Genomic DNA, 24,338 nt, shown 5'->3' with positions numbered 1-24,338 from the left:
GGTCAGCTCGCGGCGATCATGGCGACCGCGCCCAATGCCAGGACCATGCCCGCCTTCTGGATGTTGCTGATGCGTTCGCCGAGCAGAACCATCGCCAGCAGCACCGTCGCGGCGGGATAGAGCGAGCCGATCACGCTGACCACCGACAGCATCGCGCCGTGGAAGGCGTAGAGCAGGGCGGCGTTGGCGATCACGTCCAGCACGCCGACCGCCAGTGCCAGCCGCAAGGGTTCGCCGTGCAGGCCGCGGAATTGTCCGGCTGCCAGCGCGCAGGTCCACACGACGGCGGTGGCCGCGGTGCGTTGGGCCAGCAGTGGCCACAGACCCGCGCTCGCGCTGGTTTCGTGCAGGAAGAAGAACGTGAAGCCGAAGGCCACACCCGAGCCGACGGTGAGCAGCGCGACGCGACGGGTGAAGCGCAGCGGTCGGCCGCCGGTGATCTCCTCGGTGGTCTCGTCGGGTGCCTCGCGACTGACCAAAACGACCGCGACCAGCGCTAATGCGATGCCGGCGATCGCCAGCGAGCCCGGCCGTTCGCCGAGGAACAGCCCCGCGATGACCGGGATCCCCGCGACCAACACCGCGGTGACCGGCGACACCACCGACATCGGCCCGTCGGCCAGCGCCGCGTAGAACCACCACACCGCCAACCCCGCCGCGACCCCGGCCGCCAGCCCCCACAGCATCGACGCGGTGTCCGCGTGCCCGCCTACCAACGGCGCGATCAGCAAAACCAACAGCACCGAGAACGGATACGACACCACCACCACGCGCAACGCGGTGACCCTGCGCGCGGCGATCCCGCCGAAGAAGTCGCTGACTCCGTAGCCCGCCGCTGCGACCAGGGCGAGCACTACGGAGATCAACGCATGCCTTTGACCCGCCGACCGACCTCTCGGGTGACCTCACGCTCGGCCTGCTTGCGAGCCAGGTCCTGACGCTTGTCGTAATCCTGCTTGCCCTTGGCCAGCGCCAGCTCGACCTTCACCTTGCCGTCGGAGAAGTACATCGACAGCGGCACCAGCGTCTGGTTGCCCTCGCGCGACTTACCGACCAGGTGCTCGATCTCGCGCTTGTGCAGCAGCAGCTTGCGGGTGCGGCGCGGCGAGTGGTTGGTCCAGGTGCCGTGGCTGAACTCCGGGATGTGCAGCCCACGCAACCAGACCTCGCCGTGGTCGACCGTGGCGAAGGCGTCGACCAGGGAGGCCTTGCCTTCGCGCAGGCTCTTCACCTCGGTGCCCACCAGCGCGATCCCGGCCTCATAGGTGTCCAGGATCGTGTAGTTGTGGCGGGCCTTGCGGTTGGTCGCGATGACCTTCCGGCCTTTCTCCCTCATAACGGTCAACTGTATGTGACGCCGCCAGCGGTTTTTGCCGTGGTCTGATTCAGGACGCGCGCGCGGCCGCCCTGGCCAGCGCGCGGTCGCGCTGCTCCTCGAAACGGGCCGCCTTCACCTCGAGGTCGAGGATGTAGGCGTTCAGCTCCTCGCGGGCGATCTCGCCCTCGGCGCCGAAGTCGGTGCGCTCGAAGACCCGCCAGGTGCGCAGGGTCGGGCGCAGCACCACGTCGAGGTGTTGGCGCAGGTCGTAGACGCCGTGCTTGGCCAGCAGGACCGCGTTGCGGCGGAAGTTGGGCTGGTTCAGGCCCGGCATCTGGAACTGCAGGATCACGTCGGTGATGGCTCGCATCGCGGCATCGGGGGTCAGATCCAGCGCCGCCGCGCACAGCTTGCGGTAGAAGATCATGTGCAGGTTCTCGTCGGCGGCGATGCGGGCCAGCATCCGATCGGCGACCGCGTCGTTGCACAGGGCGCCGGTGTTGCGGTGACTGATCCGGGTCGCCAACTCCTGGAGGGTGACGTACGCGACGCCCTTGAGGAACTGCGAACCCTTCTCCGGCTTGGCGATGCCCGCGGTCATGTGCGACATCCGGGCCTCTTCCAGGGCGACCGGGTCCACCGCGCGGGTCACCACGAGGTAGTCGCGCAACACGATGCCGTGCCGGTTCTCCTCGGCGGTCCACCGGCCCACCCACGTGCCCCAGGCGTTGTCGAAGCCGAAGGTGTCGGCGAGTTCGCGGTGGTAGGAGGGCAGGTTGTCCTCGGTGAGCAGGTTGGTGATCATCGCCGCCTTGGCGACCTCGCTCAACCGCGACTGTTCGGGATCCCAGTCGTCGCCGCCCATCGCCGCGAAATTGCGGCCCTCGTCCCACGGCACGTAGTCGTGCGGGTGCCACATCTTGGCCTTGGCCAGGTGGTCGTTGAGGTTCGCTTCGGCGATGGGCTCTAGCTCGTTGAGGATGTCGCGATCGGACAGGTGGAGCATCATGGGTCGACGCTACGAGGTGCGGGGGCGGTTGTCGCGGCGAACGGGTGGATTTTCTCGACTAGTCATGATGCGGTGCGACCGGCGGCGATGATCGTTCACAGCGGAGGTCACAGGGCGGGTCGTGCGGGGCCGAAGCCGCCGATGTGCAGCGGCACCGACGACCACAGCGCGCGGCCGGGGGTCAGGTCGCCGACCACGGTGATGCCCGCGGCGGCGAAAGTGCTTCTGGCTCGGTCGATGTGGTCGTCGGAGGTGACAAGCACGACGGAGCGCAGGCCTCGTTCCGACAGCATGGCCGCGGTGTTGCGGGCGTTGGCCACGGTCGAATCGGCTTCGGGTTCGCGCAGGATTCGGGTCGGATCGATGCCGGCGGCGGTCAGCCAGTCGGCCATCGCGTCGGCTTCGGACAGGCCGGCTTGCGGGTTGCCGCCGGTGACGATGATCGGCGACAACGGCGCGAACACGGCTTGGGTCAGGCCCGCGCGCAACCGGGCGACCAACTCGTCGCGCATCGTGCCCTCCGGGGTGAGTCCGTAGCCGAGCACGACCACCGCGGTCTCGGGGCCGTAGATGCCGGGCAGGGCCGGGGTTCCCAGGACGCGGGCGAAGTCCATGCCCGGTGGGGACAGGTGCTGGGCGGCGGCCGGGGCCGGGGCCGGGGCCAGGCCGGTTGCCGCTATTGCCGCGCACACCACTGTGTTTCGCCAATTCCACCGCAACATCGTCGTCGCCTCCTCGTGCCCGGGTCGATCTCGGTGATCGATCCCGTGCGGCAACGGTGCGCGGTGAAAGGGCGCGCGGCAACGCTATGACCTGCGGTTTTGATTTCTCACATGCGCGACTCGGCTGTCGCTGGTGCGTGGCATCGCAAAATTTCCGGAATCCGATGTTCGGCGAGGATGCGCCCGCCACCAGGGCGGAGCACAGCGTGCCAGCGGATGCCGGGGCGGCGCGAGCGAAAGCGGGATACCGGGTGGCGCAAGCGATCGCCGACAGGCGCGACGGCGATGTCAGCCGGGAGTGAGGATGAGGTAGAGCACCAGGGCCGCGGTGAAGATCGCGATCAGGGCCAGGGTGGACCAGCGTGGTCGGCCGCGGTGGATGACGGTGTGGTGCGAGCCGAGCAGGGTGGGCGCGACGACGGGGTCGATGGGGCGGTGTGGCATCGGGGGGCGCGGGGAATCGCCGCCCGCAGCCGGGCTGCTGCCCGACGAATCGCCGTCGGAGCCCTCATCGTTGGCCATGACTCGACAGTAACCCGGGGTTCCCCGATTCGTCGCGGGTTCCCTGCCGCCGCGCGTGTGCGCGCGCACCACCTCGCCGCTGTGCGTGCCCGACGGCGACGGTTTGTTCGCGACTACTCCTGCGCCAGCGCGGTGAGCACTCCTTCCCCGTAGCGGGCCAGCTTGTTCTCGCCCACGCCTGCCACGGTGCCCAGTGCGGCGAGGTCGGCAGGCTTGCGAGCGGCGATTTCGCGCAGGGTGGCGTCGTGGAACACCACGTAGGCGGGCACGCCCTGCTCCTTGGCGGTGGCCGCGCGCCAGGTGCGCAGGCGCTCGAACACCGGGACATCCGCGGCCGGCAGGTCGACGGCGGCCTTGCCGGACTTGCCTGTGCGCGCGGGGCGAGGAGCGCGTTCGGCGCGTTCGGGTTCGCGACGCATCAACACCTTTCGGCCCTCGAACAGCACCTCGTTGCTCTCCTCGGTGAGCGCGAGCACGCCGTACTCACCCTGCACGGCGAGCAGCCCACCGGCCAGCAGTTGCCGGACCACGCCGCGCCATTCGGTGTCGCGCAGGTCGGTGCCGATGCCGAACACCGACAGCTCGTTGTGTCGATGCTGGGTGATCTTCTGGTTGGTCTTGCCCAGCAGGATGTCGACCAGGTGGCCCGCGCCGAACGACTGTCCCCGTTCACGTTTGAGCCGCAGCACCGTGGACAGCAGCTTCTGCGCGGGCACCGTCCCGTCCCACGTTTCGGGCGGGTTCAGGCAGACATCGCAGTTGCCGCAGGTGGTTCCGGTCTGGCCGAAGTAGTTCAGCAGGCGCGCGCGACGGCAGCCGACCGTTTCGCACAGGGCCAGCATCGCGTCCAGGTGCAGTTGCAACTGCCTGCGGTGCGCGGCGTCGCCTTCGCTGGAGTCGATCATCTTGCGTTGTTGCACAACATCATTGAGGCCGTACACCATCCAGGCGGTGGACGGCAGGCCGTCGCGGCCCGCGCGGCCGGTCTCCTGGTAATAGCCCTCCACCGATTTGGGCAGGTCGAGGTGGGCCACGAAACGCACGTCGGGTTTGTCGATGCCCATGCCGAAGGCGATGGTGGCCACCACGATCAGGCCGTCCTCGCGCAGGAATCTGGACTGGTTCTCGGCACGGGTCCGGAAGTCCAGGCCCGCGTGATAGGGCACCGCGCGGATGCCGTTCTCGTTGAGCATGGCGGCGGTCTTCTCCACCGAATTGCGCGACAGGCAGTAGACGATGCCCGCGTCGCCGGGGTGTTCGGCGCGGATGAAGTCCAGCAGTTGTCGGTCGGCGCGGTTCTTCGATTCGATCCGGTACTGGATATTGGGGCGGTCGAAGCTGGAGATGTACTGTTTCGCGGCGCGCAGGTCCAGGCGTTCGACGATCTCGGCGGCGGTCTTCTCGGTGGCGGTCGCGGTGAGCGCGATGCGCGGGACATCGGGCCAGCGCTCGTGCACCAGCGACAGCGCGAGGTAGTCGGGCCGGAAGTCGTGGCCCCACTGCGACACGCAGTGCGCTTCGTCGATGGCGAACAGGGCGATCTTGCCGCGGTCGAGCAGCCGCAGCGTGGCTTCCAGTCGCAGGCGTTCCGGCGCCAGGTAGAGCAGGTCCAGATCACCGGAGACGAACTGCGCCTCGACGGTGCGCCGCTGATCGGGCGACTGGGTGGAGTTGAGGAATCCGGCACGCACACCCAGCGCGCTCAGTGCGTCGACCTGGTCCTGCATGAGCGCGATCAGCGGCGAGACGACCACGCCGACACCCTCGCGAACCAGCGAAGGGACCTGGTAGCACAGGGATTTACCGCCACCGGTGGGCATCAACACCAGCGCGTCGCCGCCCCCGACGACCTGTTCGACGATGGCCGCCTGGTCGCCACGGAAGCTGTCGTAACCGAAGACGCGGCGCAGGACCTCGTCGGCGGTCTCGCCGCGATCGGGTGCCGCGACCCGGCCGGGGGTGGCCGGGGCCAGATCGTCGAAGTGGACGTCGCCGGTGTCGGCGAAGTCGTGCTCGGAGACGTAACCGCCGTCGGACGGATACGCGTCGTCAGGTGGGAAGTCTTCGTAGGGGAAGTCTTCGACATCGGGGGCTGTGGCGCCGGAATTGCTCACCGGGCCATCCTACGAGCGAGCGCCGGTGCCGCCGCCTGCGCAGGGACGCCGACGGCGGCCGATGCGAAAGTTGCTCACATGTGGATAACTCGATTTATCCGCCCAAACGGGACAGCACCACGTCCTGGAGCAGGCCGTTCGTCGCCACGGCGTCGCCACCGTGCGGGCCGGGACGCCCGTCCAGGGAGGTGAACGCACCACCCGCTTCGCGGACCAGGATGTCCAGGGCCGCCAGATCCCACAGGGAGACCTCCGGCTCGGCGGCGATGTCGACCGCACCCTCCGCGACCAGGCAATAGTTGAAGAAATCGCCGTAACCACGCACTCGCCAGACGGCATCGGTGAGGTCGATGAGCTTGTCGCGCAGGCCACGTTCGTGCCAGCCGGACAGGCTGGAAAAGGCCAGGCTCGCGTTATCGAGGTCGCCGACCGCCGACACCGAGATCGGCTTGGGCGCACCGGGGTGCACCTGCACCCACGCACCCGACCCGGCCGCAGCCCACCAGCGCCTGCCCAACGCGGGCGCGCTGACCACGCCGACCACCGGAACACCGTCTTCGAGCAGCGAGATCAGACTGGCCCACACCGGCACGCCACGCACGAAGTTCTTGGTGCCGTCGATCGGATCGACCACCCACTGCCTGCCGGCGAACTCGGCGTCACCACCGAATTCCTCGCCGAGCACCGCGTCGCCGGGGCGTTCGGTGGCCAGGATCCGCCGGATCATCTGCTCCACGGCCAGGTCGGCGTCCGAGACCGGCGTCAGATCAGGTTTGGAGTCGACCTTCAGATCCACCGCACCGAAGCGCACGCTCGAGATCGCGTCGGCCTCGTCAGCCAGTCGCAGGGCAAGGTCCAGGTCAGCGGAGTAGGTCGACACGGGGTCAGTGTATTTGGGCAGTCGAGCTGACCGACAGCCCAGGTGTCGGAGGCGACCGGTAACCTAGGACATCGTGCATCCTGACGTTATCGCCGACCTCGCCGAACTCGACACCACGCTCAAGACGGTCGAGTCGGTCCTCGATGTCGAGGAGCTGCGCCGCCGCATCGACGAACTCGAGCACCAGGCCGCCGATCCCGAGCTGTGGAACAACCAGGACCACGCCCAGCAGGTGACCAGCGAGCTGTCGCACGCGCAGAGCGAACTTCGCCGCGTGGAAGAGCTGCGCCAGCGGCTCGAGGACCTGCCGGTGCTGTACGAACTGGCCGAGGCCGAAGAAGACGCCGCGGCCGCCGAGGCCACCGCCGATGCCGATGCCGAGCGCGCAGCACTGCGCGTGGATGTCGAGGCCATGGAGGTGCGCACGCTGCTGTCGGGCGAGTACGACAAGCGTGACGCGCTGGTCAGCATCCGTTCCGGGGCCGGTGGTGTCGACGCCGCCGACTGGGCGATGATGCTGATGCGCATGTACATCCGCTGGGCCGAACGGCACAAGTTCTCCGTCGAGGTCTACGACACCTCCTACGCCGAAGAGGCCGGTCTCAAGAGCGCCACCTTCGCGGTGAAGGCGCCCTACGCCTACGGCACGCTGTCGGTGGAGATGGGCACGCACCGCCTGGTGCGGATCAGCCCGTTCGACAACCAGGGCCGCCGCCAGACCTCCTTCGCCGAGGTCGAGGTGCTGCCCGTGGTGGAGACCACCGACCACATCGAGATCCCCGAGGGCGAGATCCGGGTGGACGTGTACCGCTCGTCGGGCCCCGGCGGCCAGTCGGTGAACACCACCGACTCCGCGGTGCGCCTGACCCACATTCCCACCGGCATCGTGGTCACCTGCCAGAACGAGAAGTCGCAGCTGCAGAACAAGATCTCGGCCATGCGCGTGCTGCAGGCCAAGCTGCTGGAACGCAAGCGTCAGGAGGAGCGCGCCACGATGGACGCGCTCAAGACCAACGAGGGCGCGTCGTGGGGCAACCAGATGCGCTCCTACGTGCTGCACCCGTACCAGATGGTCAAGGACCTGCGCACCAATCACGAGGTCAACAATCCGACCGCGGTGCTCGACGGTGACATCGACGGTTTCATCGAGTCCGGCATCCGCTGGCGGATGCGCGATCAGACCGACGCGTAACCAGCTGTTCGCTGGAGATACCGTGTGCTGCACCACGTTTGACCGCACACCGTGACCGACCTGTAACCTTTCTTGTGTGTGTTCGACCGAACCGAAACTGTGCCGATACAGGTCACTGAAGGAGGCGCGATGACCATGGTCCTCGCCGCCAACAGCGGACCCGAAATCTCCGACTGGATGCGGTCCAGCGGGCTCGAGATCGTGCTGCTGATCGTGGGCGCGATGCTGTTCGGCCGGTTCGCCGCGTTCCTACGCGACCGCGTCACCACCAAGATCGACTCCGGTTTCCAGACCAGCGACGCCCTGGTGCGCACCGAGGCGGCCAAGCACCGCCACGCGCTGGCCCAGGTGGTCACGTGGGTCGTGCTGACGATCGTGTACGTGCTGGTCGGCATGGAAGTGCTTCGGCGACTGGGCTTTTCGGTAACCGGTTTGGTCGCGCCCGCGGCCGTGCTCGGTGCGGCACTGGGTTTCGGTGCGCAGCGCATCGTGCAGGACATCCTGGCCGGGTTCTTCCTGATCACCGAACGCCAGTACGGCTTCGGTGACGTGGTGCAGATCGCGGTCACCGGTTCGGCCGATCCCGCCGAGGGCACCGTCGAAGACGTCACGTTGCGCATCACCACGCTGCGCAACTCCGACGGCGAGGTGATCATCGTGCCCAACGGGCAGATCGTGAAGGTCACCAACCTGTCCAAGGACTGGGCGCGCGCCGCGATCGACGTGCCGGTGTCGGCACAGGCCGACATCACCAAGATCAACGAGATCCTGCACGCGGTGTGCACCAAGGCCTACGAGGATCGCCGCCTCAAACCGTTGCTGCTGGACGAGCCTTCGGTGATGGGTGTGGAAGATCTCTCGCTCGATGTGATGAATATCCGGATGGTTGCCCGCACATTGCCCGGCAAACAATTCGAAGTGGGTCGCGAACTGCGCGTGCGCGTGGCCGCGGCCCTGCGTAAGGAGGGAATCAGTGAAACCACGTAAGTCCACAGCGATCCTGATGGCGGCGTGGCTGTCGACGTTCGTCGTCTACGTTTTCGTCAAACCGACCGAACCGGCACCCGACGGCTCCTCGTCGTTCCTCAATGCCGTTCCGACCTGGGTGAATGCCGAATCCCAGCCCTGATCGGCGCGTCGCGCCCACCGGAACAGCCCCGCCCCCTGGCTACACTGGCTCCCCGTGATCACCATGCGCAACGTGAGCAAGTCGTACCCGACCTCCACGCGACCAGCGCTGGACAACGTTTCCGTCGATGTGACCAAGGGCGAGTTCGTCTTCATCATCGGCCCGTCCGGTTCGGGCAAGTCGACGTTCATGCGACTGCTGCTCAAGGAAGAAGCACCCACGTCGGGGCAGATCTCGGTCGCCGACTTTCGGGTCGACCGGTTGCCCGCCCGGAAGGTGCCCAAGTTGCGGCAGCGGATCGGCTGCGTGTTCCAGGACTTCCGGCTGCTGCAGCAGAAGACCGTGGAACAGAACGTGGCCTTCGCGCTGGAGGTGATCGGCAAGCGACGTCAGTTCATCGAACGGACGGTGCCCGAGGTGCTGGACATGGTCGGGCTGGGCGGTAAGGGGCAGCGGTTGCCGTCGGAGTTGTCCGGTGGTGAACAGCAGCGGGTGGCGATCGCGCGCGCGTTCGTCAACCGGCCGCTGGTGCTGCTGGCCGACGAACCGACCGGCAACCTGGACCCCGACACCAGCGCCGACATCATGGCGCTGCTGGAACGGATCAACCGCGTGGGCACCACGGTGCTGATGTCGACCCACGACAACCACATCGTCGACGCGATGCGAAGGCGGGTGGTCGAACTGGACCACGGCAGAGTCGTGCGCGACGAAGCGACCGGCGTCTACGGGGTGGGTCGATAATGCGACTGAGTTTCCTGTTCACCGAGGTCGTCGACGGCCTGCGCCGCAATCTCACGATGACCATCGCGATGATCCTGACCACCGCGGTGTCGCTGATGATGTTGGGCGGTGGCCTGCTGTCGGTGCGGATGGCCGACAAGACCGAGAATTTCTTCGTCGGCCGCCTCGAGGTGCGTTTCTACCTCGACGACAATGTCTCCGAGACCGATCCCGACTGCGCCGCCGACCCGTGCAAGGTGCTGCTGGCCGACCTCAAGCAGACCTCGGGCGTGGAGAGCGTGCAGTTCCTCAACCGCGCCGACGCGCTGGAGGAGGCGAAGAAGCTGTTCGCCGATCAGCCGGAGATGGTGCAGTACATCTCCGACTCACCGCTGCCCGCTTCGTTGCGGGTGAAGATGACCGATGCCGATCAGTATCAGCACATCTACGACAGCTTCGCCACCAGGCCGGGTGTGCGGATCGTGGCCAATGACAAGGAGTTCGTCGACCGGTTGACCAGCCTGTTCGACGGATTGCGCAATGCCGCTTTCGGTTTGGCGTTGGTGATGGCGCTGGCCGCGATGCTGCTGGTGTTGAACATGGTGCAGATCGCCGCGTTCACCCGCCGCACCGAGGTCGGCATCATGCGCCTGGTGGGCGCCACGCGCTGGTACACCCAGCTGCCGTTCCTGCTCGAAGCGGTCGCGGCCGCGTTCGTCGGCTCGGTGCTGGCGGTACTCGGCCTGGTGATCGCCCGTCCGCTGGTGATCGACCGGGCGCTGGGTCCGCTGTTCGACAGCAATGTGTTCCCGCGCATCACCGGTGACGACATCGCGGTGGTCGCGTTGACGATCGCGCCGATCGGCATCATCTTCGCCGCGGTCACGGCCTATCTCACCCTGCGCTACTACGTGCGCGAATAGCTCAGCCGAGCACGCGCAGTTGCGGCCACACCTGCGACCAGGGCCGAATCGGGTTGCGGCACACGAACATCGGCTCACCCTGCACGTCGTTGTCGATGTCGAACCCGTTGTCCAGCACCCCTGCGGGCTCGACGATCGAACAGAGTGCGGCCACTCGCTCGCGGTCGATCCCGACGGTGAGCACCACGGTCGCACTGTCGGGCGGTGGCCCCCACCACCAGTACGCGTTGTGGCCGGAATGCGGTGTGGGCAGGTCGAATTCGCCTCCGAATCGTTCGATCGCGCCCGCCTCGCCGGAGTCGGCGGTGAGAATCGCCGCACCGGCGGGGCGGGCGGCCGCGATCTGCTCGACATAGCGCGGCCAACCGATGGTTTCGCCCGCGTCATAGTTGATCGCCAACACGGGCGAGGCCGGCAGCGCCTCGACAGGCAGCACCGGCAGGAACACCACCGCCGACATCAGCGCGGTGACTACGGCGGCCGAACCCACTGCGGCCCAACGCTTCCCAGACGTACCCAGCCACGCCGCCGCCCCGACCGAGCCCGCCGCGAGCAACACCGGATACATCCCGCCCAGGTAGTACGCCTTGCCGCCGGTCGCCAGGAACAGCACGAACAGCCCGGCGTAAGCGACCGGAAACGCCCGCCACCGCGAATGCCACAGCCGCCACAACCCATACCCCCACAGCGGCACGAACAACGTCCCGAACAGCCCGAACTGTAAGAGCACGAACGTGATCGGCGAATCCGAGGTCCCCGAGGAACCCCCGGCGATAGCCCTGCTCATCGCCCACTGCGGCCACCCGTTGCCCGCCTGCCACCACAGATACGGCAGCGACATCACCAACGCGATACCCACCGCCAACCCGAAATACCTGGTAGCGAACAGCTTCCGCTGACCTGTCACCGCCAACGCCGCCGCGAGCGCGACAACGGGAACGATCAACAACACCTTGTTCTGCAACCCGACGCCGACGACCACCCCGATCACCAACCACCACCGGGGATCGCGCGCCAGCTTCAACACCAGCACACAGATCAACGACCACGCCGCCAGATCGAACACCGTCGTCCCGAACAGGTGACCCGCGCCCATCATCAGCGCCGAGCTGGCCACCGACGCCGCGGCCACTGCCCGCGCCCCGCGGCCGCCGCCCAACTCCCCCGCCATCCACCCGGCGCACACCACGACGAACGTGGCGGCGGCGACCGCGGGCAACCTCATGACCCATAACGAGTCGGGGTCGATGGCGGTGGTGAGTCTGGCCAACAGTGGCGACAGCGGCGGTTGATCAGGGTAAGACCAGTCCAGGCGCCGTCCCGCGGCCAGGAAGTACAGCTCATCGCGGTGATAGCCGTAGCGCCCGGAGTAGGCCAACAGGACGAGCGCGAAAACCGACGCTATGACGGGCACCTGTCCAGGGTGACAGAAACCGGTGAATCCACAGCGGATCATCGCGCTTCTTACTCCGGAGTAAGATAGTCTTACCGAGGAGTAAGATGGGCGGGGTCACAAGGCGCCCCGACAGTCGAGGAAATCAGGTGATGATGAGCACTCGAGACAGCGCGACGAAGCGACGTCCGAACGACACGTCCGCGGTCGGTCTCAGCCAGCCCAAGCGGGACTGGATGGGCGCCGCGATGCGCGCTTTGACGACCATTACCGGGTCGGAGCTCGCCGAGAAGTACAACCTGCGCAAGCCGATCGAGCGGGTCACCTACGAGGGCACGAAGACCGGGTTCCGCACCCTGGGCGCGGCCACGCGCACCTTCGCCAAGGTCACCGGCGGCGGGGAACCGAAACGCCTGGTGGACAACGAGTCCAAGACCAAGGACTACTTCGACCTCACCCCGTCCGACGAGCAGCAGATGATCGTCGAAACGGTGCGCGACTTCGCGGGCGAGATCCTGCGCCCCGCCGCGTACGACGCCGACAATGCCGCCAAGGCCCCGCGCGATCTGCTCGAGCGCGCCGCCGAACTGGGCATCACCTTGATCAATGTGCCCGAGGAGCTGGAAGGCGCGGCCTCCGAGCGTGGCGCGGTCACCAATTCCCTTGTCGCCGAAGCCCTTGCGCACGGCGATATGGGTTTGGCGCTGCCGATTCTGGCGCCCAGCGGTGTCACCGTGGCGCTGTCCCAGTGGGGCACCGACGCGCAGCAGCAGACCTACCTGCCCGCCTTCACCGGCGACGCCGTGCCGCAGGCCTCGGTCGTGATCAACGAGCCGCGCGCGCTGTTCGATCCGTTCGCCCTGCAGACCAAGGCCGTTCGCTCCCCCAGCGGTTACAAGCTCACCGGCGTCAAGAGCCTGGTCCCCGCGGCCGCGGATGCCGAATTGTTCATCGTGGCAGCCGAACTCGACGGGCGCCCGGCGCTGTTCATCGTCGAATCCGACACCGCCGGACTGTCCGTGGAAGCCGACCCGAGCATGGGTCTGCGCGCCGCGGGCCTTGGCCGCCTGATCCTGGACAACGTGGCCGTCGGCACCGACGCCATCCTCGGCGACGGTGACGCCAAGACCCGCGCCGCCGAATACGGCGACGCCGTGCAGCTGGCGCGACTGGGTTGGGCGTCGCTGGCCATCGGCACCGGACAGGCCGTGCTCGACTACGTGATCCCGTATGTGAACGAACGTGAAGCGTTCGGTGAGCCCATTTCGCACCGTCAGGCGGTGGCTTTCATGGTCGCCAACATGGCGATCGAGCTCGACGGCCTTCGCCTGATCACCCTGCGTGGTGCGTCGCGTGCGGAGCAGGGTCTGTCGTTCGCTCGCGAGGCGGCGCTGGCGCGCAAGTTCGCCACCGACAAGGGCATGCAGATCGGTCTGGACGGCGTGCAGCTGCTGGGCGGTCACGGCTTCACCAAGGAACACCCGGTCGAGCGGTGGTACCGCGACCTTCGTTCCGTCGGTGTCGCCGAAGGCATCGTGCTGGTCTAGGCCCGTTTCTCACTTCGTAGGAGTCCTTCCATGATCAATCTCGAACTCCCCAGGAAGCTGAAGGCCAGCGCCAACCAGGCGCACCAGGTCGCCGCGCAGATCTTCCGCCCCATCTCCCGCAAGTACGACCTCGCCGAGCACGAGTACCCGGTCGAGCTCGACACCATGGCCGCCATGATCGAGGGCCTGGCCGACTCCGGCACCCAGAAGATCGGTGGCGCCGCGGGTGGTCGCAACGACGAGGCCGACGCGGACCTGACCGCCAATGCCAACGGCGGCAACATGTCCGCGCTGCTGAACTCCCTCGAGACCTCGTGGGGCGACGTCGGCCTGATGCTGACCATCCCCTACCAGGGACTGGGCAATGCCGCGATCGCCGCGGTGGCCACCGACGAACAGCTCGCGCGGTTCGGCAAGGTGTGGGCCGCGATGGCCATCACCGAGCCGTCGTTCGGCTCCGACTCCGCCGCCGTCACCACCACCGCCGTGCTCGACGGCGACGAGTGGGTTCTCAACGGCGAGAAGATCTTCGTCACCTGCGGTCAGCGCGCCACCCACATCGTGGTGTGGGCGTCGGTCGACAAGAGCCTGGGTCGCGCCGCGATCAAGTCCTTCGTCGTCCCGCGTGACGCTCCGGGTCTGTCGGTGGCGCGGCTCGAGCACAAGCTCGGCATCAAGGCCTCCGACACCGCGGTGCTGCTGCTGCAGGACTGCCGGATCCCCGCCGACAACATCCTCGGTTCGCCGGAAGTCAACGTGGAGAAGGGTTTTGCCGGGGTCATGCAGACCTTCGACAACACCCGCCCCCTCGTCGCGGCCATGGCCGTGGGCGTCACCCGCGCCGCGCTCGAGGAACTGCGCACCGTCCTCACCGAGGCCGGCGTCGAGATCTCCTACGACACCCCCGCGATGAACCAGTCCGCCGCCGCCGCGGAATTCCTGCGCATGGAAGCCGACTACGAAGCGGCCTACCTGCTGTCGCTGCGCGCCGCCTGGATGGCCGACAACAAGAAGCCCAACTCGCTCGAGGCCTCGATGTCCAAGGCCAAAGCAGGCCGCACCGGCACCGACGTCACCCTCAAGGCAGTGGAACTGGCCGGCACCATCGGCTACTCCCAGCGCACCCTGCTCGAAAAGTGGGCCCGCGACTCGAAGATCCTCGACATCTTCGAAGGCACCCAGCAAATCCAACAGCTGATCGTGGCCCGCCGCGTCCTCGGAAAGACCAGCTCCGAACTGAAGTGAGCTGGTAGACAACGAAATCCGGTGCGAGTCGATTTTCTGACTCGCACCGGATTTCTTGTTTTCGGAAGCCTTCCGAATCGGCTCATGGTCTCTCAGGCTGCTTCCAGGCCGTTCTCGGAGGGAAGCTCCCAGATGTGGGCCGACTCACGTACTCGAGACCAGCTTTGCCGAACCCGGGCTTCCACACGATCTTGCCGAACAGATCGCCGCTCATCGTCGCCCCCCTTGCTGTTGGTGATCAGCAGGGACACCGTCCCTCGGTCATGGGCACAGGAGTGTCGCCGTCGCGATAGCCGAGCCGGGGTACATGATCGTCGCATGGTCAGCCAGGCGCCGGTTGGCGAGCAGTTCCGGTTTCACGTCGACGCGGTCTTCACCGTGACCGGTCGAGGGACCGTGGCCGCTGGGTACATCGAGTCCGGCGAGGTAACCGCTGGCGATCAGCTCCAGGTGGTCCGAGCCAACGGTCAGGAAGGCCCGTCAGCCGTATGTCTGGCCATCGACGGGTTTACCCGCCGCGACGCGCAGCCAGGGCAGCCTGCACAGGTGGGCATCGTCTTCCGAGAGCTTCAAATTTCGGACTTCGAGCCTGGCGACGTCATAGTCAGCGTCGAGGAACCATAGCCACCCAGCCTCCTCATGGCCCAAGGTCTGACTTCGATACGGTCGAGTAATCGTTGGGTGTTGGGGGAACCGTTGATGATGTCGACGGCGGTGGCACGTCGGTGTTATTTCCGCACCCGACCAGCACAAATACGCCGGAGATCGCCGCCCACGTGCCGCCATCGCCGACTCCTCGTTCGGGACGAACCCCCACGAGCAAATACGTGACGTGCGCCACACCGATCGAGTCTACGCTCAGATTCGGTTGCGGTTTGCGGCCTTTATTTCGGGGTCGAGGCGGGCTGGGTTGACGTCGAAGAGTCTGCGGTCCCAGTTGGCGAGGTCGGCGGCGGCTTCGTAGGTGGATTGGAGGAAGTGCAGGACGGTGGCGTCGGGGTCTTGGGATTGGGTGACCACTTCGTAGGGGAGGACGAATTCGCCGAGGGATTTGTCCCAGTGGGCGCCGTCGGGGCCTGCGGGGCGGTCGGAGTAGCCGTCGGGTTGGGGGTAGCAGTAGGCGTAGAAGACGCCTTCGCCGGAGCCGCCGGGCCAGAAGCCGCCGCTGGCGCATTGGCGGTTGTAGGCCTCGAGGTTGACCCATTTCGGGCAGTGGGGGGCGCCGCCGGGGTGGGGTGGGGCTTCGCGGCCGGAGAACAGGGTGCAGGCCATGTCGAGGCCGCCCCACCAGATCTGGACGGGGCTGCCTTTGCCGGCGAAACCGGCTCGCCACAGGTTCAAGACGCGGTCGGCTTGGACCAGTTGTTGCCAGAAGGTGCGCACCGCGTCGGCGTCGTAGGCGCGGTGGGTGGTGTCTTCGGCGAAGGGGATCGGGTTTTCGACTTCGTTCGGTGCGGCCTGAATGTCGACGTAGATCTCCATGTGAACTAGTGCACTGCGGAATTCGGCATAGAACTCCGCAATCGGACGTGGACGCAGAGCCACCGCGGCACGCAGGCCGTCACTGGTGCGCAACACCAATTCCTCTGCGACGAAATCGAATTCGGCGTCGAAGGCCCTGCCCTCGGCCGACATCGTATTCGTGCGAATCCCGCGCGCACTCAACTCGAATGCCACGTTCCACCACTGGTTCACCAGCGGCGTACACGCCATCTGTACCTTCCCGACGATCTGCGTCATCATGTGCAACGTCTCGCGGGTATCGGTCCAGGAATCCACGAGCAGCGGCGGCCACACGGCACCGGCCGGGGTCAAGGGTTGGGTCATGGCGAACATTCCTCACTCTCGCGGGACTGTCTCGTGACATCTCAGTCTACGTCGGCACCATTGTGTGAGACTCTAGGTCTCATATAAACTGGGATCTGCGCCACACTGAATGGAGGACACCGCCGATGCTGTCCAAGACACGCAACACCGCCACCGATCCCGAATACCACGAGATCCTGCGCAACCTGTCCGAAGGGTCGGTCAACCGACACTTCGACCCCTACGTCGACATCGACTGGGACGCACCGGAATTCGCCGTGCACTCAGACGATCCGCGCTGGATCATGCCCGACGAGGACCCACTGGGCCGTCACCCCTGGTACAAAGCCCAGCCGGTCGACAAGCAGATCGCCATCGGCATGTGGCGCCAGGCGGGCATCGTCAAGGTGGGCCTGGACTTCGAGCAGTTGCTGATCCGCGGGCTGATGCAATACCTGATCTCGGTACCCAACGGTGACCCGGAGTTCCGGTACGTCACGCACGAGGCCGCCGAAGAGTGCAACCACACGATGATGTTCCAGGAACTGATCAATCGCATCGGCTACCGCGATGTGGTCGGCATGGGCACCATCGACCGCAAGCTCACGATGGTGATCTGGCCCGCGGTGAAGTACTTCCCCGAACTGTTCTTCACCCTGGTGCTGGGCGGCGAGGAGCCGATCGATCACCTGCAGAAGTCGCTGTTGCGCGGCGGTGTGGACCTGCATCCGATGGTGCACCGGGTGATGCAGATCCATGTGGCCGAGGAGGCCCGGCACATCTCGTTCGCGCACGAGTACCTGCGCCGCAATGTGCCCGGCATGAACATCGTCACCAAATCCGCGCTGTCGGTGCTGTTTCCGATCGCGATGCGGGTGATGCTGGACATGATCATGACCCCGCCCAAGGAGTTCGTCGAGAAGTTCGACATCCCCGCCGACGTGATGCGCGAGGCGTACTGGGGTAACCCGGAATCGGCGTCGATGATGCGCAACATCTTCGGCGATGTACGCGCGCTGGCCACCAACAGCGGCATCATGAACCCGGTCGCCAAGCTCACCTGGCGTCTGCTCGGCATCGACGGCCCGGTGACCCGCTACCGCAGCGAACCGGCGCGTAAAGCCGCCTGAACAGGGCTTCCCCGCTGTACACAGCGCTGTACAGTGGGGTATGGCCGATTACGACAGTGTGCCGCTGACCGAGTTACGAGGTCAGCTCGGCAGTGTTTTCGACGGGGTGTCCGCGAGCGGGCGGCCCGTGATCGTGACTCGGGAGGGCAAGGAATTGGTCGCGGTGGTACCGGCGGAAGTGTTGCGGCACGGGGCATTACCCCCGGCGTACTTCAATGATGATCTGCGCGAACAGATCCTGGGCGGTCTCGACGCCAGAATCACCACGCATTCCGCGGCCGATATCGCCGAGGCCGAAGCCAAACTGAGCAAGCTGATGGGCGCGCTGGACAGTCGACTGTGAGCGTCGCCGATCACACCGCCCTCACGTCGCTGGCGATGTCGCCGCTGTTCGGGCAGGTGATCATGCGCCAGTTCACCCAGCAGCGTCGAATCCTGGTGGTGCCCACCGTGAGTCTGATGGCCGCGATGCGCGCGGTGGACAACATCGACGAACTCGGGCGCCTGCTCGACAATCGCGTGGCCGTGCGCTGGGCCGAACTCGACGCGCCCACCGCGATCCGGATCGGCACCACGGTTCCGATGGTCGACGATCACACCGACTGGCCGCTGATCGCGCCGGTGGTGTTCACCGCCCAACACCTGGACATGCCGGTACTCACCGCCAAACCCGAGCTGTATCGCGGCTACAAAGTACAGATCGCGCATATGCCGTAGCGAGGTTCTGAGCTCGGCTTTTCCCCGGGGGTAGTGATCGCGCCCACAGCGGTTGTGGGTACCGTGCACCACGGACGATCTACCAGAAAAGCTGCACCAGGAACACTCGAGGAGAGCTGGTTATGCATCATCTGAGTTTCATGCGTCGAATCACTGTCGCGGTCGCCGCTACGTCGGCCGCGGTCACCCTCGCCTTCGCCGGTCCCGCGGTCGCGGACCCGACCGCACAGACTGTGGATGTGGCCTCGGCCGTGTCGCAGCTGCGCACGTCGGTGGCGGACAATCCGGGCGCACTGGCCGCGTTGGATCAGCTCACGGCCAACGGCACGGTCGACGTCGCGTTGCCCGCGCAGCCGTTCCAGATCCCCGCGACCTCCGATATCGGCCAGAACGGCGCCGGACCGGGCGTGTACGGCTCGGGTATCGCCCTGGATATCGACGGTTTCCGCTTCGGTTTCTTCGGCGGACCGGGCACCATCTCGCCCAATCAGGCCGGGGCCAAGCTCGAGGTCATGTGGCTGAACCTGTCCAACGGGCAGAGCGGCACCGCGGTGCTCACCGAGCACATGGACGTGCCGGTGGACACCACCATCCGCACCGCACCGCTGAACACCGGCGGCGGGCTGATCGTGGCCGCGGTCTTCGGCAGCCTGTGGCACCGCTGGTCCGTGCCGGTCGACGAGGCGCACCCGGATGGTTTCGCGTACCAGCGCGGCACCATTCAGCAGCCGTCGTTCGGCGCTGTGACCAGGTAGTTCACCTTAACGGCCGCGCACAGTGGTGCGCGGCCGTTTTGGTCTGCGTTACAAACGATCCCGAGCTGTAACCTGAACGACCGGCTACCGGCGGCCCGATGAACTTCTCGTCCGTTCCTCCCCTTCGAACTGGACGCGTGATCAAAATAGATCATGTTCAAACGAATAGTCTTGTCCGCCTTGTGTATTGCGGCAGCCACCCTGCCCGTCGTCCCCGCCGCGGCCGCTCCCGCGCCCGCCCCGACCCGCATCGCGTCGTACAACGTGTTCATGCTGGCCGGCGCCCTGTACCCCAACTGGGGACAGGAACAGCGCGCCGACCTGATCGCCGCCCAGAACGTCCTCGCCGACCAGGACGTGGTGGTGCTGCAGGAGCTGTTCCACAACTCCGCGGGCGACCGCATGCTGGCCAACCTGCGCCAGACCTACCCCAACCAGACCCCCGTACTGGGCCGATCCCGCAGCGGCTGGGACGCCACCCAGGGCTCGTACTCCGCGACCACCCCCGAAGACGGCGGCGTGGCCATCGTCAGCCGCTGGCCGATCAGCCGCAAGATCCAGTACGTGTACGCCGACGCATGTGGCGGTGACTGGTTCTCCAACAAGGGCTTCGTCTACGTGGAGCTGGCCTCGCCCGGCGGTCCGGTGCACGTGATCGGCACCCACATGCAGTCCGAGGACGACGGGTGCAGCGCGGGCCAGCCGGGCCAGAAGCGGGCGCAGCAGCGCGCGGAGATCCGCCGCTTCCTCGACAGTCGACGCATTCCCGCCGGTCAGCCGGTGTATGTGGCGGGTGATATGAACGTCATCGAGTCCAGCGCCGAATACCCGGCCATGCTCTCGCAGCTGGGCGCCGCGGCCCCCACGCACACCGGCCACCGGCATTCCTGGGATTGCGCGGACAACTCGGTGTGCTCGGACCAGTACGGCCCCGAGTACGCCTCCGAGCACCTGGACTACGTGCTGCCGATCGCCGGTCACGCCGTGCCGAACCGGTTCGTCAACGAGACGCGACGGGTGAAGAGCCCCGCGTGGAGCGTGGACGCCGGCGGCCAGACCCACACCTACACCGATTACAGCGACCACTACCCGGTCTTCGGGTACGCGGGCTGACCTCGTTCACCGCCGCGGGTGTGACCCACCTGCGGCGGTGCGGGCCCGAATCATCGACCGACGCAGTAGGTTGACGGCGTGGATCTGGTCGACCGACTCGAAGAATTGGAACGGCGCGTAGCCGCCCTCGAAAGCGCGAATCCCGAAGTGGCGCAGCTGCCGTGGGCCGTGGCGCGGTTGCGGCAGGAGTTCGCCGACGCCGGGCAACGCACCGGCGGTGTGCTGCTGGCCGGAGCGCTGCAGTTGCCCACCGGCGAGCGGTTCGACTGGCAGGCCCAGTACCCCACCGATGCGATCGTCGGCGACGTGTGGACGATCGAGGCCGCCAATTGTCTTGCCGCCCTTGCTGATCCGGTGCGGCTGCGACTGCTGCAGGAGATCGTCTACGGTCGTCGCACCGCCGCCGACCTGGCCGCCATCGCGGAATTGGGCACTTCACCCGAGATCTACCAGCACCTGCGTCAACTGGCCGCGGTCGGCTGGTTGCAGACCGCGGGCCTTGGCCGTTTCGAGGTGCCGGAGGGTCGGCTCGTGCCGTTGCTGGCCGTGTTGGCCGCCGCGCAGCGCTGACAACAGAAATGTCCTGATTGCCCGACTGGAATACTGTGATGCAGGGCACATCGACTGCTACCGTGATCATCTAGAGCGATGCTGCGGAGGTAGTCCAGTGAACGTGTCCCACCTGGTCGAAAGCGTGAAAGCGATCGGGGTGCTGCGTGCGCGCGGCGTCTCCGATCCGAAGAAGCCGCTCGAGACCCTGCGCACGATCAAGGAATCCCGGGTCTACGGCCCGCAGGCCGCACTGGTCCGCCATTCGGCGCGTGTGTTCCCCGATCAGGTGGCCCTGGCCGACGAGCGTGGCGAACTGACCTACCGCGAACTCGACCAGCAGTCCACCGCGATCGCGCGCGGTCTGCGCGAGGCGGGCATCGGCGAGGGCACCGTGATCGCGGTGCTGGCGCGCGATCACCGCGGCCTGATCATGTCGATGGTCGCGGCGGGCAAGTTGGGCGCGCGGATCGCGTTGATGAACACCGGCTTCGCCAAACCGCAGTTCGCTGAGGTCTGTGCGCGCGAGAAGGTGGTCGCGGTCCTGCACGACAGCGAGTTCCTCGGCCTGCTAGACGCCCTGCCCGCCGACCTGCCGCGCTACCTCACCTGGGTCGACGAAGGCACCGAACTCCCCGCGGGCTCAACAACTTTCGATGACCTCATCGCGAACAATGCCACCGACGACCTGCCCACGCCGAAAAAGCCCGGCGGCTTCATCATTCTCACCAGCGGCACCACCGGCCTGCCCAAGGGGGCACCGCGCACCAGGGTCACGCCGATGGCCACCGCCCAGTTCGTGGACCGGGTGCCGTTCCCCAAGCAGGGCACCGCGATGATCGTGTCGCCGATCTTCCACAGCACCGGCGTCGGCACCTGGTTGGTCAACTCGATCCTGTCGAACAAGATCGTGATGCGGCGCCGTTTCGACGCCGAGAAGACCCTGGCCGCGATCGCGGAACACCAGGTCGAGATGCTGGTCTGCGTGCCGACCATGCTGCACCGGATGACCGAACTGCCCGCGGAAGTCCGCGCGAAGTACGACCTGTCGTCGCTGAAGGTCATCCTGTTCGCCGGTTCCGCGCTCTCTCCGGAGCTGTGCATCCGCGCTACCGAGGTCTTCGGACCGGTGCTCTACAACCTGTACGGCTCCACCGAAGTCGCCATCGCGACCATTGCCACCCCCGCCGAACTGGCGGAAGCGCCGGGCACGGTCGGCCGTTCGCCGATCACCTGCGAGGTCCGCCTGTTCGACGAGCAGGACCAACCGGTCACCACGCCCGGTGCCAAGGGCCGCATCTTCGTGCGCAGCGGCGCGCCCTTCGAGGGCTACACCGACGGCAGGCACAAGCAGATCATCGACGGCTTCATGTCCAGCGGCGACATGGGGCACTTCACCGACACCGGGCTGCTCATGGTCGACGGGCGCGACGACGACATGGTCGTGTGCGGCGGCGAGAACGTGTACCCGCAGGAGGTGGAGAACCTGCTGGTCGAGCGGCCCGAGATCAACGACGTGGCGGTCATCGGCATCGACGACGCCGAGTTCGGAAAACGCTTGCGCGCCTTCGTCGTTCTCGAAGAAGGCCACAGCGTGGAGGCAGCCGAGCTGCAGGCGCACGTGAAGGAGAACCTGGCCCGCTTCAAGGTGCCGCGCGAGGTGGTGTTCCTCGACGAACTGCCCCGCAACGCCACCGGCAAGATCCTGCGCCGGGCGCTGATCGACTATGAGGTCTCCCAATGATGAGTGCTGCCTGAGACCGAGGCCACAATCTGGTCAGACCGCTTGCTAGTGTTAGCACCAGCACTGGATCTCGAAGACGCGGTCCGTCCCTGCGTCTTTCGTGGGATCGGTCTGCCGGAAGGCTGTTCGATGTCTCTGTCTCTAGGCACCACCGCTCTAGGCACTACTGCCCGACGCGCTGGTGATTTGGCTCTCGGCGTCAAGGTCATGATGGACCGCAAGCTGTTCAACCCGCTGCGCCCCGACCACGCCGCTCGATCGTTTCGCAATGTATCGAAGTTCGGCCCGTTCGCCGGTGTGGTCATGCACGCCGCGCAGAGCAGGCCCACCGCGGGCGCGATCGTGGACGAACTGGGTGAGATCACCTTCGGCGAACTCGACGCCCAGTCCAGCGCGTTCGCTCGCGGGCTGCGCGCGAACGGGATCAGCGAAGGCGATGTGATCGCCGTGCTGGCCCGCGACCACCGCGGCATGGTGTTGAGCCTGCTCGCGGCGGGCAAACTCGGTGTGCGGGCGGTGCTGATGAACACCGGCTTCGCCAAACCACAGTTCGCCGATGTGGCCGCGCGCGAGAAGGTCAAGGCGGTGCTGCACGACAGCGAGTTCTTCGACCTGATGAGCGCGATCCCGGCCGATATTCCGCGCGTGCTCACCTGGGTCGACGAAGCCGACGAGGTGGATCCGTCGATCCCGACCGTGGCGTCGCTGTCGGCCGATCGTTCGACCGCGCCGGTCACCCCGCCGAGCAAGCCGGGCGGCATGATCATCCTGACCAGCGGCACCACCGGCACGCCCAAGGGCGCCCCGCGTGACAAGGTCAGCCCGTTCGCTTCCGCGCAGTTCATCGACCGGGTGCCGCTGCCCAACAACGGCACCATGATCATGGCCGCGCCGATCTTTCACGGCACGGGCCTGTCGCAGTTCACCCTCGGCCTGGCGCTGGGCAACCGGGTGATCTTCCAGCAGCGCCGGTTCGATCCGGAGCAGACACTGGCCAATGTGGTGAAGTACCAGGCTGATTCGCTGGTGGTGGTGCCGACGATGCTGCAGCGCATCATGGATCTGGACGAGCAGATCCTGGCGAAGTACGACCCGTCGACGATGAAGGTGATCTTCTCCTCGGGCTCGGCCATCCCGCCGGACGTGGTGACCCGCACCCTCGACTACTTCGATGATTCCCTGTACAGCCTCTACGGTTCCACCGAATGCGCGGTGATGACCGTGGCAACCCCGCAGGACCTGCGGAAGGCACCGAGCACCGCGGGCAAGCCGCCGGTCGGGATCAGGGTCGTGTTGCTCGACGAGAACCGCAAGCCGGTCACCGAGCCGAACACCCCGGGGACGATCTTCGTGGACAACGGTTTCGCCTTCGTGGGCTACACCGACGGCCGGACCAAGGAGATGGTCGACGGGATGATGTCCAGCGGCGACGTCGGCCATTTCGATGCCGACGGCCTGCTGTACATCGACGGCCGCGACGACGACATGATCGTGTCGGGCGGCGAGAACGTCTTCCCGCTGGAAGTGGAGAACCTGATCGCCGGTCGCGCCGACGTGTTCGAAGCGGCGGTGGTCGGCGTCGACGACCGCGACTTCGGCAAACGCCTGCGCGCGATCGTGGTGCCCGGCCCGGAATCCAAGCGCGACGCCAAAGAGATCAAGGACTACGTCCGCGAGAACCTGGCCCGCTACAAGGTGCCGCGCGAGGTGATCTTCGTCGACGAGCTGCCCCGCAACGCCACGGGCAAGCTGCTGCGCAAGCCGATGATCGACATGGCGGTCGAGGCGGACTGAGCCCAATCGGCGG

25 protein-coding genes are annotated in these 24,338 nt (G+C 66.6%); 16 read left to right on the top strand and 9 right to left on the bottom strand.

Annotated features, from left to right (window positions below; genetic code table 11):
- Window positions 1-2: 2 nt before the first annotated feature.
- The 7 genes from ACFWVD_RS03595 to hisN form a co-directional block, all read right to left on the bottom strand.
- Entirely contained in the window at window positions 3-866 is an 864-nt protein-coding gene (locus ACFWVD_RS03595; protein WP_379240346.1) for an EamA family transporter, read from the bottom strand.
- The gene (gene smpB / locus ACFWVD_RS03590) at window positions 863-1,336 is read right to left on the bottom strand and encodes an SsrA-binding protein SmpB (protein WP_379240345.1); all 474 of its coding nucleotides are present in this window, start codon (window positions 1,334-1,336) and stop codon (window positions 863-865) included. The genes ACFWVD_RS03595 and smpB overlap by 4 nt, the downstream gene beginning before the upstream one ends.
- 49 nt (window positions 1,337-1,385) lie before the next feature.
- Window positions 1,386-2,327 carry an acyl-ACP desaturase gene (locus ACFWVD_RS03585; protein ID WP_379240344.1) on the bottom strand — a complete coding sequence of 314 codons (942 nt, stop codon included), beginning with the start codon at window positions 2,325-2,327 and terminating at the stop codon, window positions 1,386-1,388.
- A gap of 107 nt (window positions 2,328-2,434) precedes the next feature.
- Window positions 2,435-3,049, bottom strand: coding sequence for a YdcF family protein (locus tag ACFWVD_RS03580; protein ID WP_379240342.1), 615 nt, complete (start codon window positions 3,047-3,049; stop codon window positions 2,435-2,437).
- 288 nt (window positions 3,050-3,337) lie between these two features.
- Window positions 3,338-3,571, bottom strand: a complete 234-nt coding sequence (locus tag ACFWVD_RS03575) for a hypothetical protein (RefSeq protein WP_379240341.1) — start codon at window positions 3,569-3,571, stop codon at window positions 3,338-3,340.
- 113 nt (window positions 3,572-3,684) lie between these two features.
- Window positions 3,685-5,685 (bottom strand): DNA helicase RecQ, encoded by a 2,001-nt coding sequence (recQ, locus tag ACFWVD_RS03570; protein WP_379240340.1) that lies wholly within the window; start codon window positions 5,683-5,685, stop codon window positions 3,685-3,687.
- Window positions 5,686-5,779: 94 nt separating this feature from the next.
- The gene (gene hisN, locus ACFWVD_RS03565) at window positions 5,780-6,565 is read right to left on the bottom strand and encodes a histidinol-phosphatase (protein WP_379240339.1); all 786 of its coding nucleotides are present in this window, start codon (window positions 6,563-6,565) and stop codon (window positions 5,780-5,782) included.
- 73 nt (window positions 6,566-6,638) lie between these two features.
- Here hisN and prfB point away from each other — a divergent pair, with 73 nt between their 5' ends.
- From prfB to ftsX, 5 genes are all read left to right on the top strand, one after another.
- Complete coding sequence (gene prfB / locus ACFWVD_RS03560; RefSeq protein ID WP_379240338.1) at window positions 6,639-7,757, top strand: peptide chain release factor 2; 1,119 nt, start codon at window positions 6,639-6,641, stop codon at window positions 7,755-7,757.
- A gap of 129 nt (window positions 7,758-7,886) precedes the next feature.
- A complete protein-coding gene (locus tag ACFWVD_RS03555) occupies window positions 7,887-8,744 on the top strand; it encodes a mechanosensitive ion channel family protein (protein ID WP_379240337.1) in 858 nt (285 codons plus the stop codon).
- The gene (locus tag ACFWVD_RS03550; RefSeq protein WP_379240336.1) at window positions 8,731-8,886 is read left to right on the top strand and encodes a hypothetical protein; all 156 of its coding nucleotides are present in this window, start codon (window positions 8,731-8,733) and stop codon (window positions 8,884-8,886) included. The genes ACFWVD_RS03555 and ACFWVD_RS03550 overlap by 14 nt, the downstream gene beginning before the upstream one ends.
- 63 nt (window positions 8,887-8,949) lie before the next feature.
- On the top strand, window positions 8,950-9,630 hold the full coding sequence (ftsE, locus tag ACFWVD_RS03545; protein ID WP_379240965.1) for a cell division ATP-binding protein FtsE: 681 nt from the start codon (window positions 8,950-8,952) through the stop codon (window positions 9,628-9,630).
- Window positions 9,630-10,532: a permease-like cell division protein FtsX gene (ftsX, locus tag ACFWVD_RS03540; protein ID WP_379240335.1), complete on the top strand. Its 903-nt coding sequence runs from the start codon at window positions 9,630-9,632 to the stop codon at window positions 10,530-10,532. The genes ftsE and ftsX overlap by 1 nt, the downstream gene beginning before the upstream one ends.
- Window position 10,533: 1 nt before the next feature.
- Here ftsX and ACFWVD_RS03535 read toward each other — a convergent pair whose 3' ends face one another.
- Complete coding sequence (locus tag ACFWVD_RS03535; RefSeq protein ID WP_379240334.1) at window positions 10,534-11,946, bottom strand: glycosyltransferase family 39 protein; 1,413 nt, start codon at window positions 11,944-11,946, stop codon at window positions 10,534-10,536.
- A gap of 131 nt (window positions 11,947-12,077) precedes the next feature.
- On the opposite strand from ACFWVD_RS03535, the gene ACFWVD_RS03530 reads away from it, so the two are divergent.
- The 3 genes from ACFWVD_RS03530 (at window position 12,078) to ACFWVD_RS03520 (ending at window position 15,341) form a co-directional block, all read left to right on the top strand.
- Complete coding sequence (locus ACFWVD_RS03530) at window positions 12,078-13,472, top strand: acyl-CoA dehydrogenase family protein (RefSeq protein ID WP_379240333.1); 1,395 nt, start codon at window positions 12,078-12,080, stop codon at window positions 13,470-13,472.
- 30 nt (window positions 13,473-13,502) lie between these two features.
- The gene (locus ACFWVD_RS03525; protein ID WP_379240332.1) at window positions 13,503-14,717 is read left to right on the top strand and encodes an acyl-CoA dehydrogenase family protein; all 1,215 of its coding nucleotides are present in this window, start codon (window positions 13,503-13,505) and stop codon (window positions 14,715-14,717) included.
- A gap of 318 nt (window positions 14,718-15,035) precedes the next feature.
- On the top strand, window positions 15,036-15,341 hold the full coding sequence (locus tag ACFWVD_RS03520) for a hypothetical protein (RefSeq protein ID WP_379240331.1): 306 nt from the start codon (window positions 15,036-15,038) through the stop codon (window positions 15,339-15,341).
- A 234-nt stretch (window positions 15,342-15,575) separates the two neighbouring features.
- On the opposite strand, the gene ACFWVD_RS03515 is transcribed toward ACFWVD_RS03520, so the two are convergent.
- Entirely contained in the window at window positions 15,576-16,544 is a 969-nt protein-coding gene (locus tag ACFWVD_RS03515) for a DUF5996 family protein (protein ID WP_379240330.1), read from the bottom strand.
- 125 nt (window positions 16,545-16,669) lie between these two features.
- On the opposite strand from ACFWVD_RS03515, the gene ACFWVD_RS03510 reads away from it, so the two are divergent.
- The 8 genes from ACFWVD_RS03510 to ACFWVD_RS03475 all read left to right on the top strand — a co-directional run bounded on the left by ACFWVD_RS03510 (window position 16,670) and on the right by ACFWVD_RS03475 (window position 24,325).
- On the top strand, window positions 16,670-17,653 hold the full coding sequence (locus tag ACFWVD_RS03510) for a diiron oxygenase (protein WP_379240329.1): 984 nt from the start codon (window positions 16,670-16,672) through the stop codon (window positions 17,651-17,653).
- Window positions 17,654-17,693: 40 nt separating this feature from the next.
- On the top strand, window positions 17,694-17,996 hold the full coding sequence (locus tag ACFWVD_RS03505; protein WP_379240328.1) for a type II toxin-antitoxin system Phd/YefM family antitoxin: 303 nt from the start codon (window positions 17,694-17,696) through the stop codon (window positions 17,994-17,996).
- Entirely contained in the window at window positions 17,993-18,370 is a 378-nt protein-coding gene (locus ACFWVD_RS03500; RefSeq protein ID WP_379240327.1) for a hypothetical protein, read from the top strand. The genes ACFWVD_RS03505 and ACFWVD_RS03500 overlap by 4 nt, the downstream gene beginning before the upstream one ends.
- Before the next feature lie 122 nt (window positions 18,371-18,492).
- Entirely contained in the window at window positions 18,493-19,125 is a 633-nt protein-coding gene (locus ACFWVD_RS03495; RefSeq protein WP_379240326.1) for a hypothetical protein, read from the top strand.
- A 180-nt stretch (window positions 19,126-19,305) separates the two neighbouring features.
- Window positions 19,306-20,238, top strand: a complete 933-nt coding sequence (sph, locus tag ACFWVD_RS03490; protein ID WP_379240325.1) for a sphingomyelin phosphodiesterase — start codon at window positions 19,306-19,308, stop codon at window positions 20,236-20,238.
- Between the two features lie 78 nt (window positions 20,239-20,316).
- On the top strand, window positions 20,317-20,808 hold the full coding sequence (locus ACFWVD_RS03485) for an ArsR/SmtB family transcription factor (RefSeq protein WP_379240324.1): 492 nt from the start codon (window positions 20,317-20,319) through the stop codon (window positions 20,806-20,808).
- A 97-nt stretch (window positions 20,809-20,905) separates the two neighbouring features.
- Window positions 20,906-22,531 (top strand): acyl-CoA synthetase, encoded by a 1,626-nt coding sequence (locus ACFWVD_RS03480; protein WP_379240323.1) that lies wholly within the window; start codon window positions 20,906-20,908, stop codon window positions 22,529-22,531.
- A 129-nt stretch (window positions 22,532-22,660) separates the two neighbouring features.
- Complete coding sequence (locus ACFWVD_RS03475) at window positions 22,661-24,325, top strand: acyl-CoA synthetase (RefSeq protein ID WP_379240321.1); 1,665 nt, start codon at window positions 22,661-22,663, stop codon at window positions 24,323-24,325.
- Window positions 24,326-24,338: the final 13 nt, after the last annotated feature.

Origin of the sequence: Nocardia sp. NPDC058666 (assembly GCF_042714895.1) — a bacterium.
Classification (GTDB): Bacteria; Actinomycetota; Actinomycetes; order Mycobacteriales; family Mycobacteriaceae; genus Nocardia.
Note: the sequence above shows the minus strand (reverse complement) of the source record. Positions and strands in the feature narration are given on the sequence as shown.

Bases quoted from the DNA above. Each gene is read 5' to 3' on its own strand.
- smpB (WP_379240345.1), bottom strand. From the start codon at position 1,336: ATGAGGGAGAAAGGCCGGAAGGTCATCGCGACCAACCGCAAGGCCCGC.
- ACFWVD_RS03585 (WP_379240344.1), bottom strand. From the start codon at position 2,327: ATGATGCTCCACCTGTCCGATCGCGACATCCTCAACGAGCTAGAGCCC.
- ACFWVD_RS03580 (WP_379240342.1), bottom strand. From the start codon at position 3,049: ATGTTGCGGTGGAATTGGCGAAACACAGTGGTGTGCGCGGCAATAGCG.
- ACFWVD_RS03575 (WP_379240341.1), bottom strand. From the start codon at position 3,571: ATGGCCAACGATGAGGGCTCCGACGGCGATTCGTCGGGCAGCAGCCCG.
- ACFWVD_RS03555 (WP_379240337.1), top strand. From the start codon at position 7,887: ATGACCATGGTCCTCGCCGCCAACAGCGGACCCGAAATCTCCGACTGG.
- ftsE (WP_379240965.1), top strand. From the start codon at position 8,950: ATGCGCAACGTGAGCAAGTCGTACCCGACCTCCACGCGACCAGCGCTG.
- ftsX (WP_379240335.1), top strand. From the start codon at position 9,630: ATGCGACTGAGTTTCCTGTTCACCGAGGTCGTCGACGGCCTGCGCCGC.
- ACFWVD_RS03530 (WP_379240333.1), top strand. From the start codon at position 12,078: ATGATGAGCACTCGAGACAGCGCGACGAAGCGACGTCCGAACGACACG.
- ACFWVD_RS03525 (WP_379240332.1), top strand. From the start codon at position 13,503: ATGATCAATCTCGAACTCCCCAGGAAGCTGAAGGCCAGCGCCAACCAG.
- ACFWVD_RS03520 (WP_379240331.1), top strand. From the start codon at position 15,036: ATGGTCAGCCAGGCGCCGGTTGGCGAGCAGTTCCGGTTTCACGTCGAC.
- ACFWVD_RS03515 (WP_379240330.1), bottom strand. From the start codon at position 16,544: ATGACCCAACCCTTGACCCCGGCCGGTGCCGTGTGGCCGCCGCTGCTC.
- ACFWVD_RS03510 (WP_379240329.1), top strand. From the start codon at position 16,670: ATGCTGTCCAAGACACGCAACACCGCCACCGATCCCGAATACCACGAG.
- ACFWVD_RS03505 (WP_379240328.1), top strand. From the start codon at position 17,694: ATGGCCGATTACGACAGTGTGCCGCTGACCGAGTTACGAGGTCAGCTC.
- ACFWVD_RS03495 (WP_379240326.1), top strand. From the start codon at position 18,493: ATGCATCATCTGAGTTTCATGCGTCGAATCACTGTCGCGGTCGCCGCT.
- ACFWVD_RS03475 (WP_379240321.1), top strand. From the start codon at position 22,661: ATGTCTCTGTCTCTAGGCACCACCGCTCTAGGCACTACTGCCCGACGC.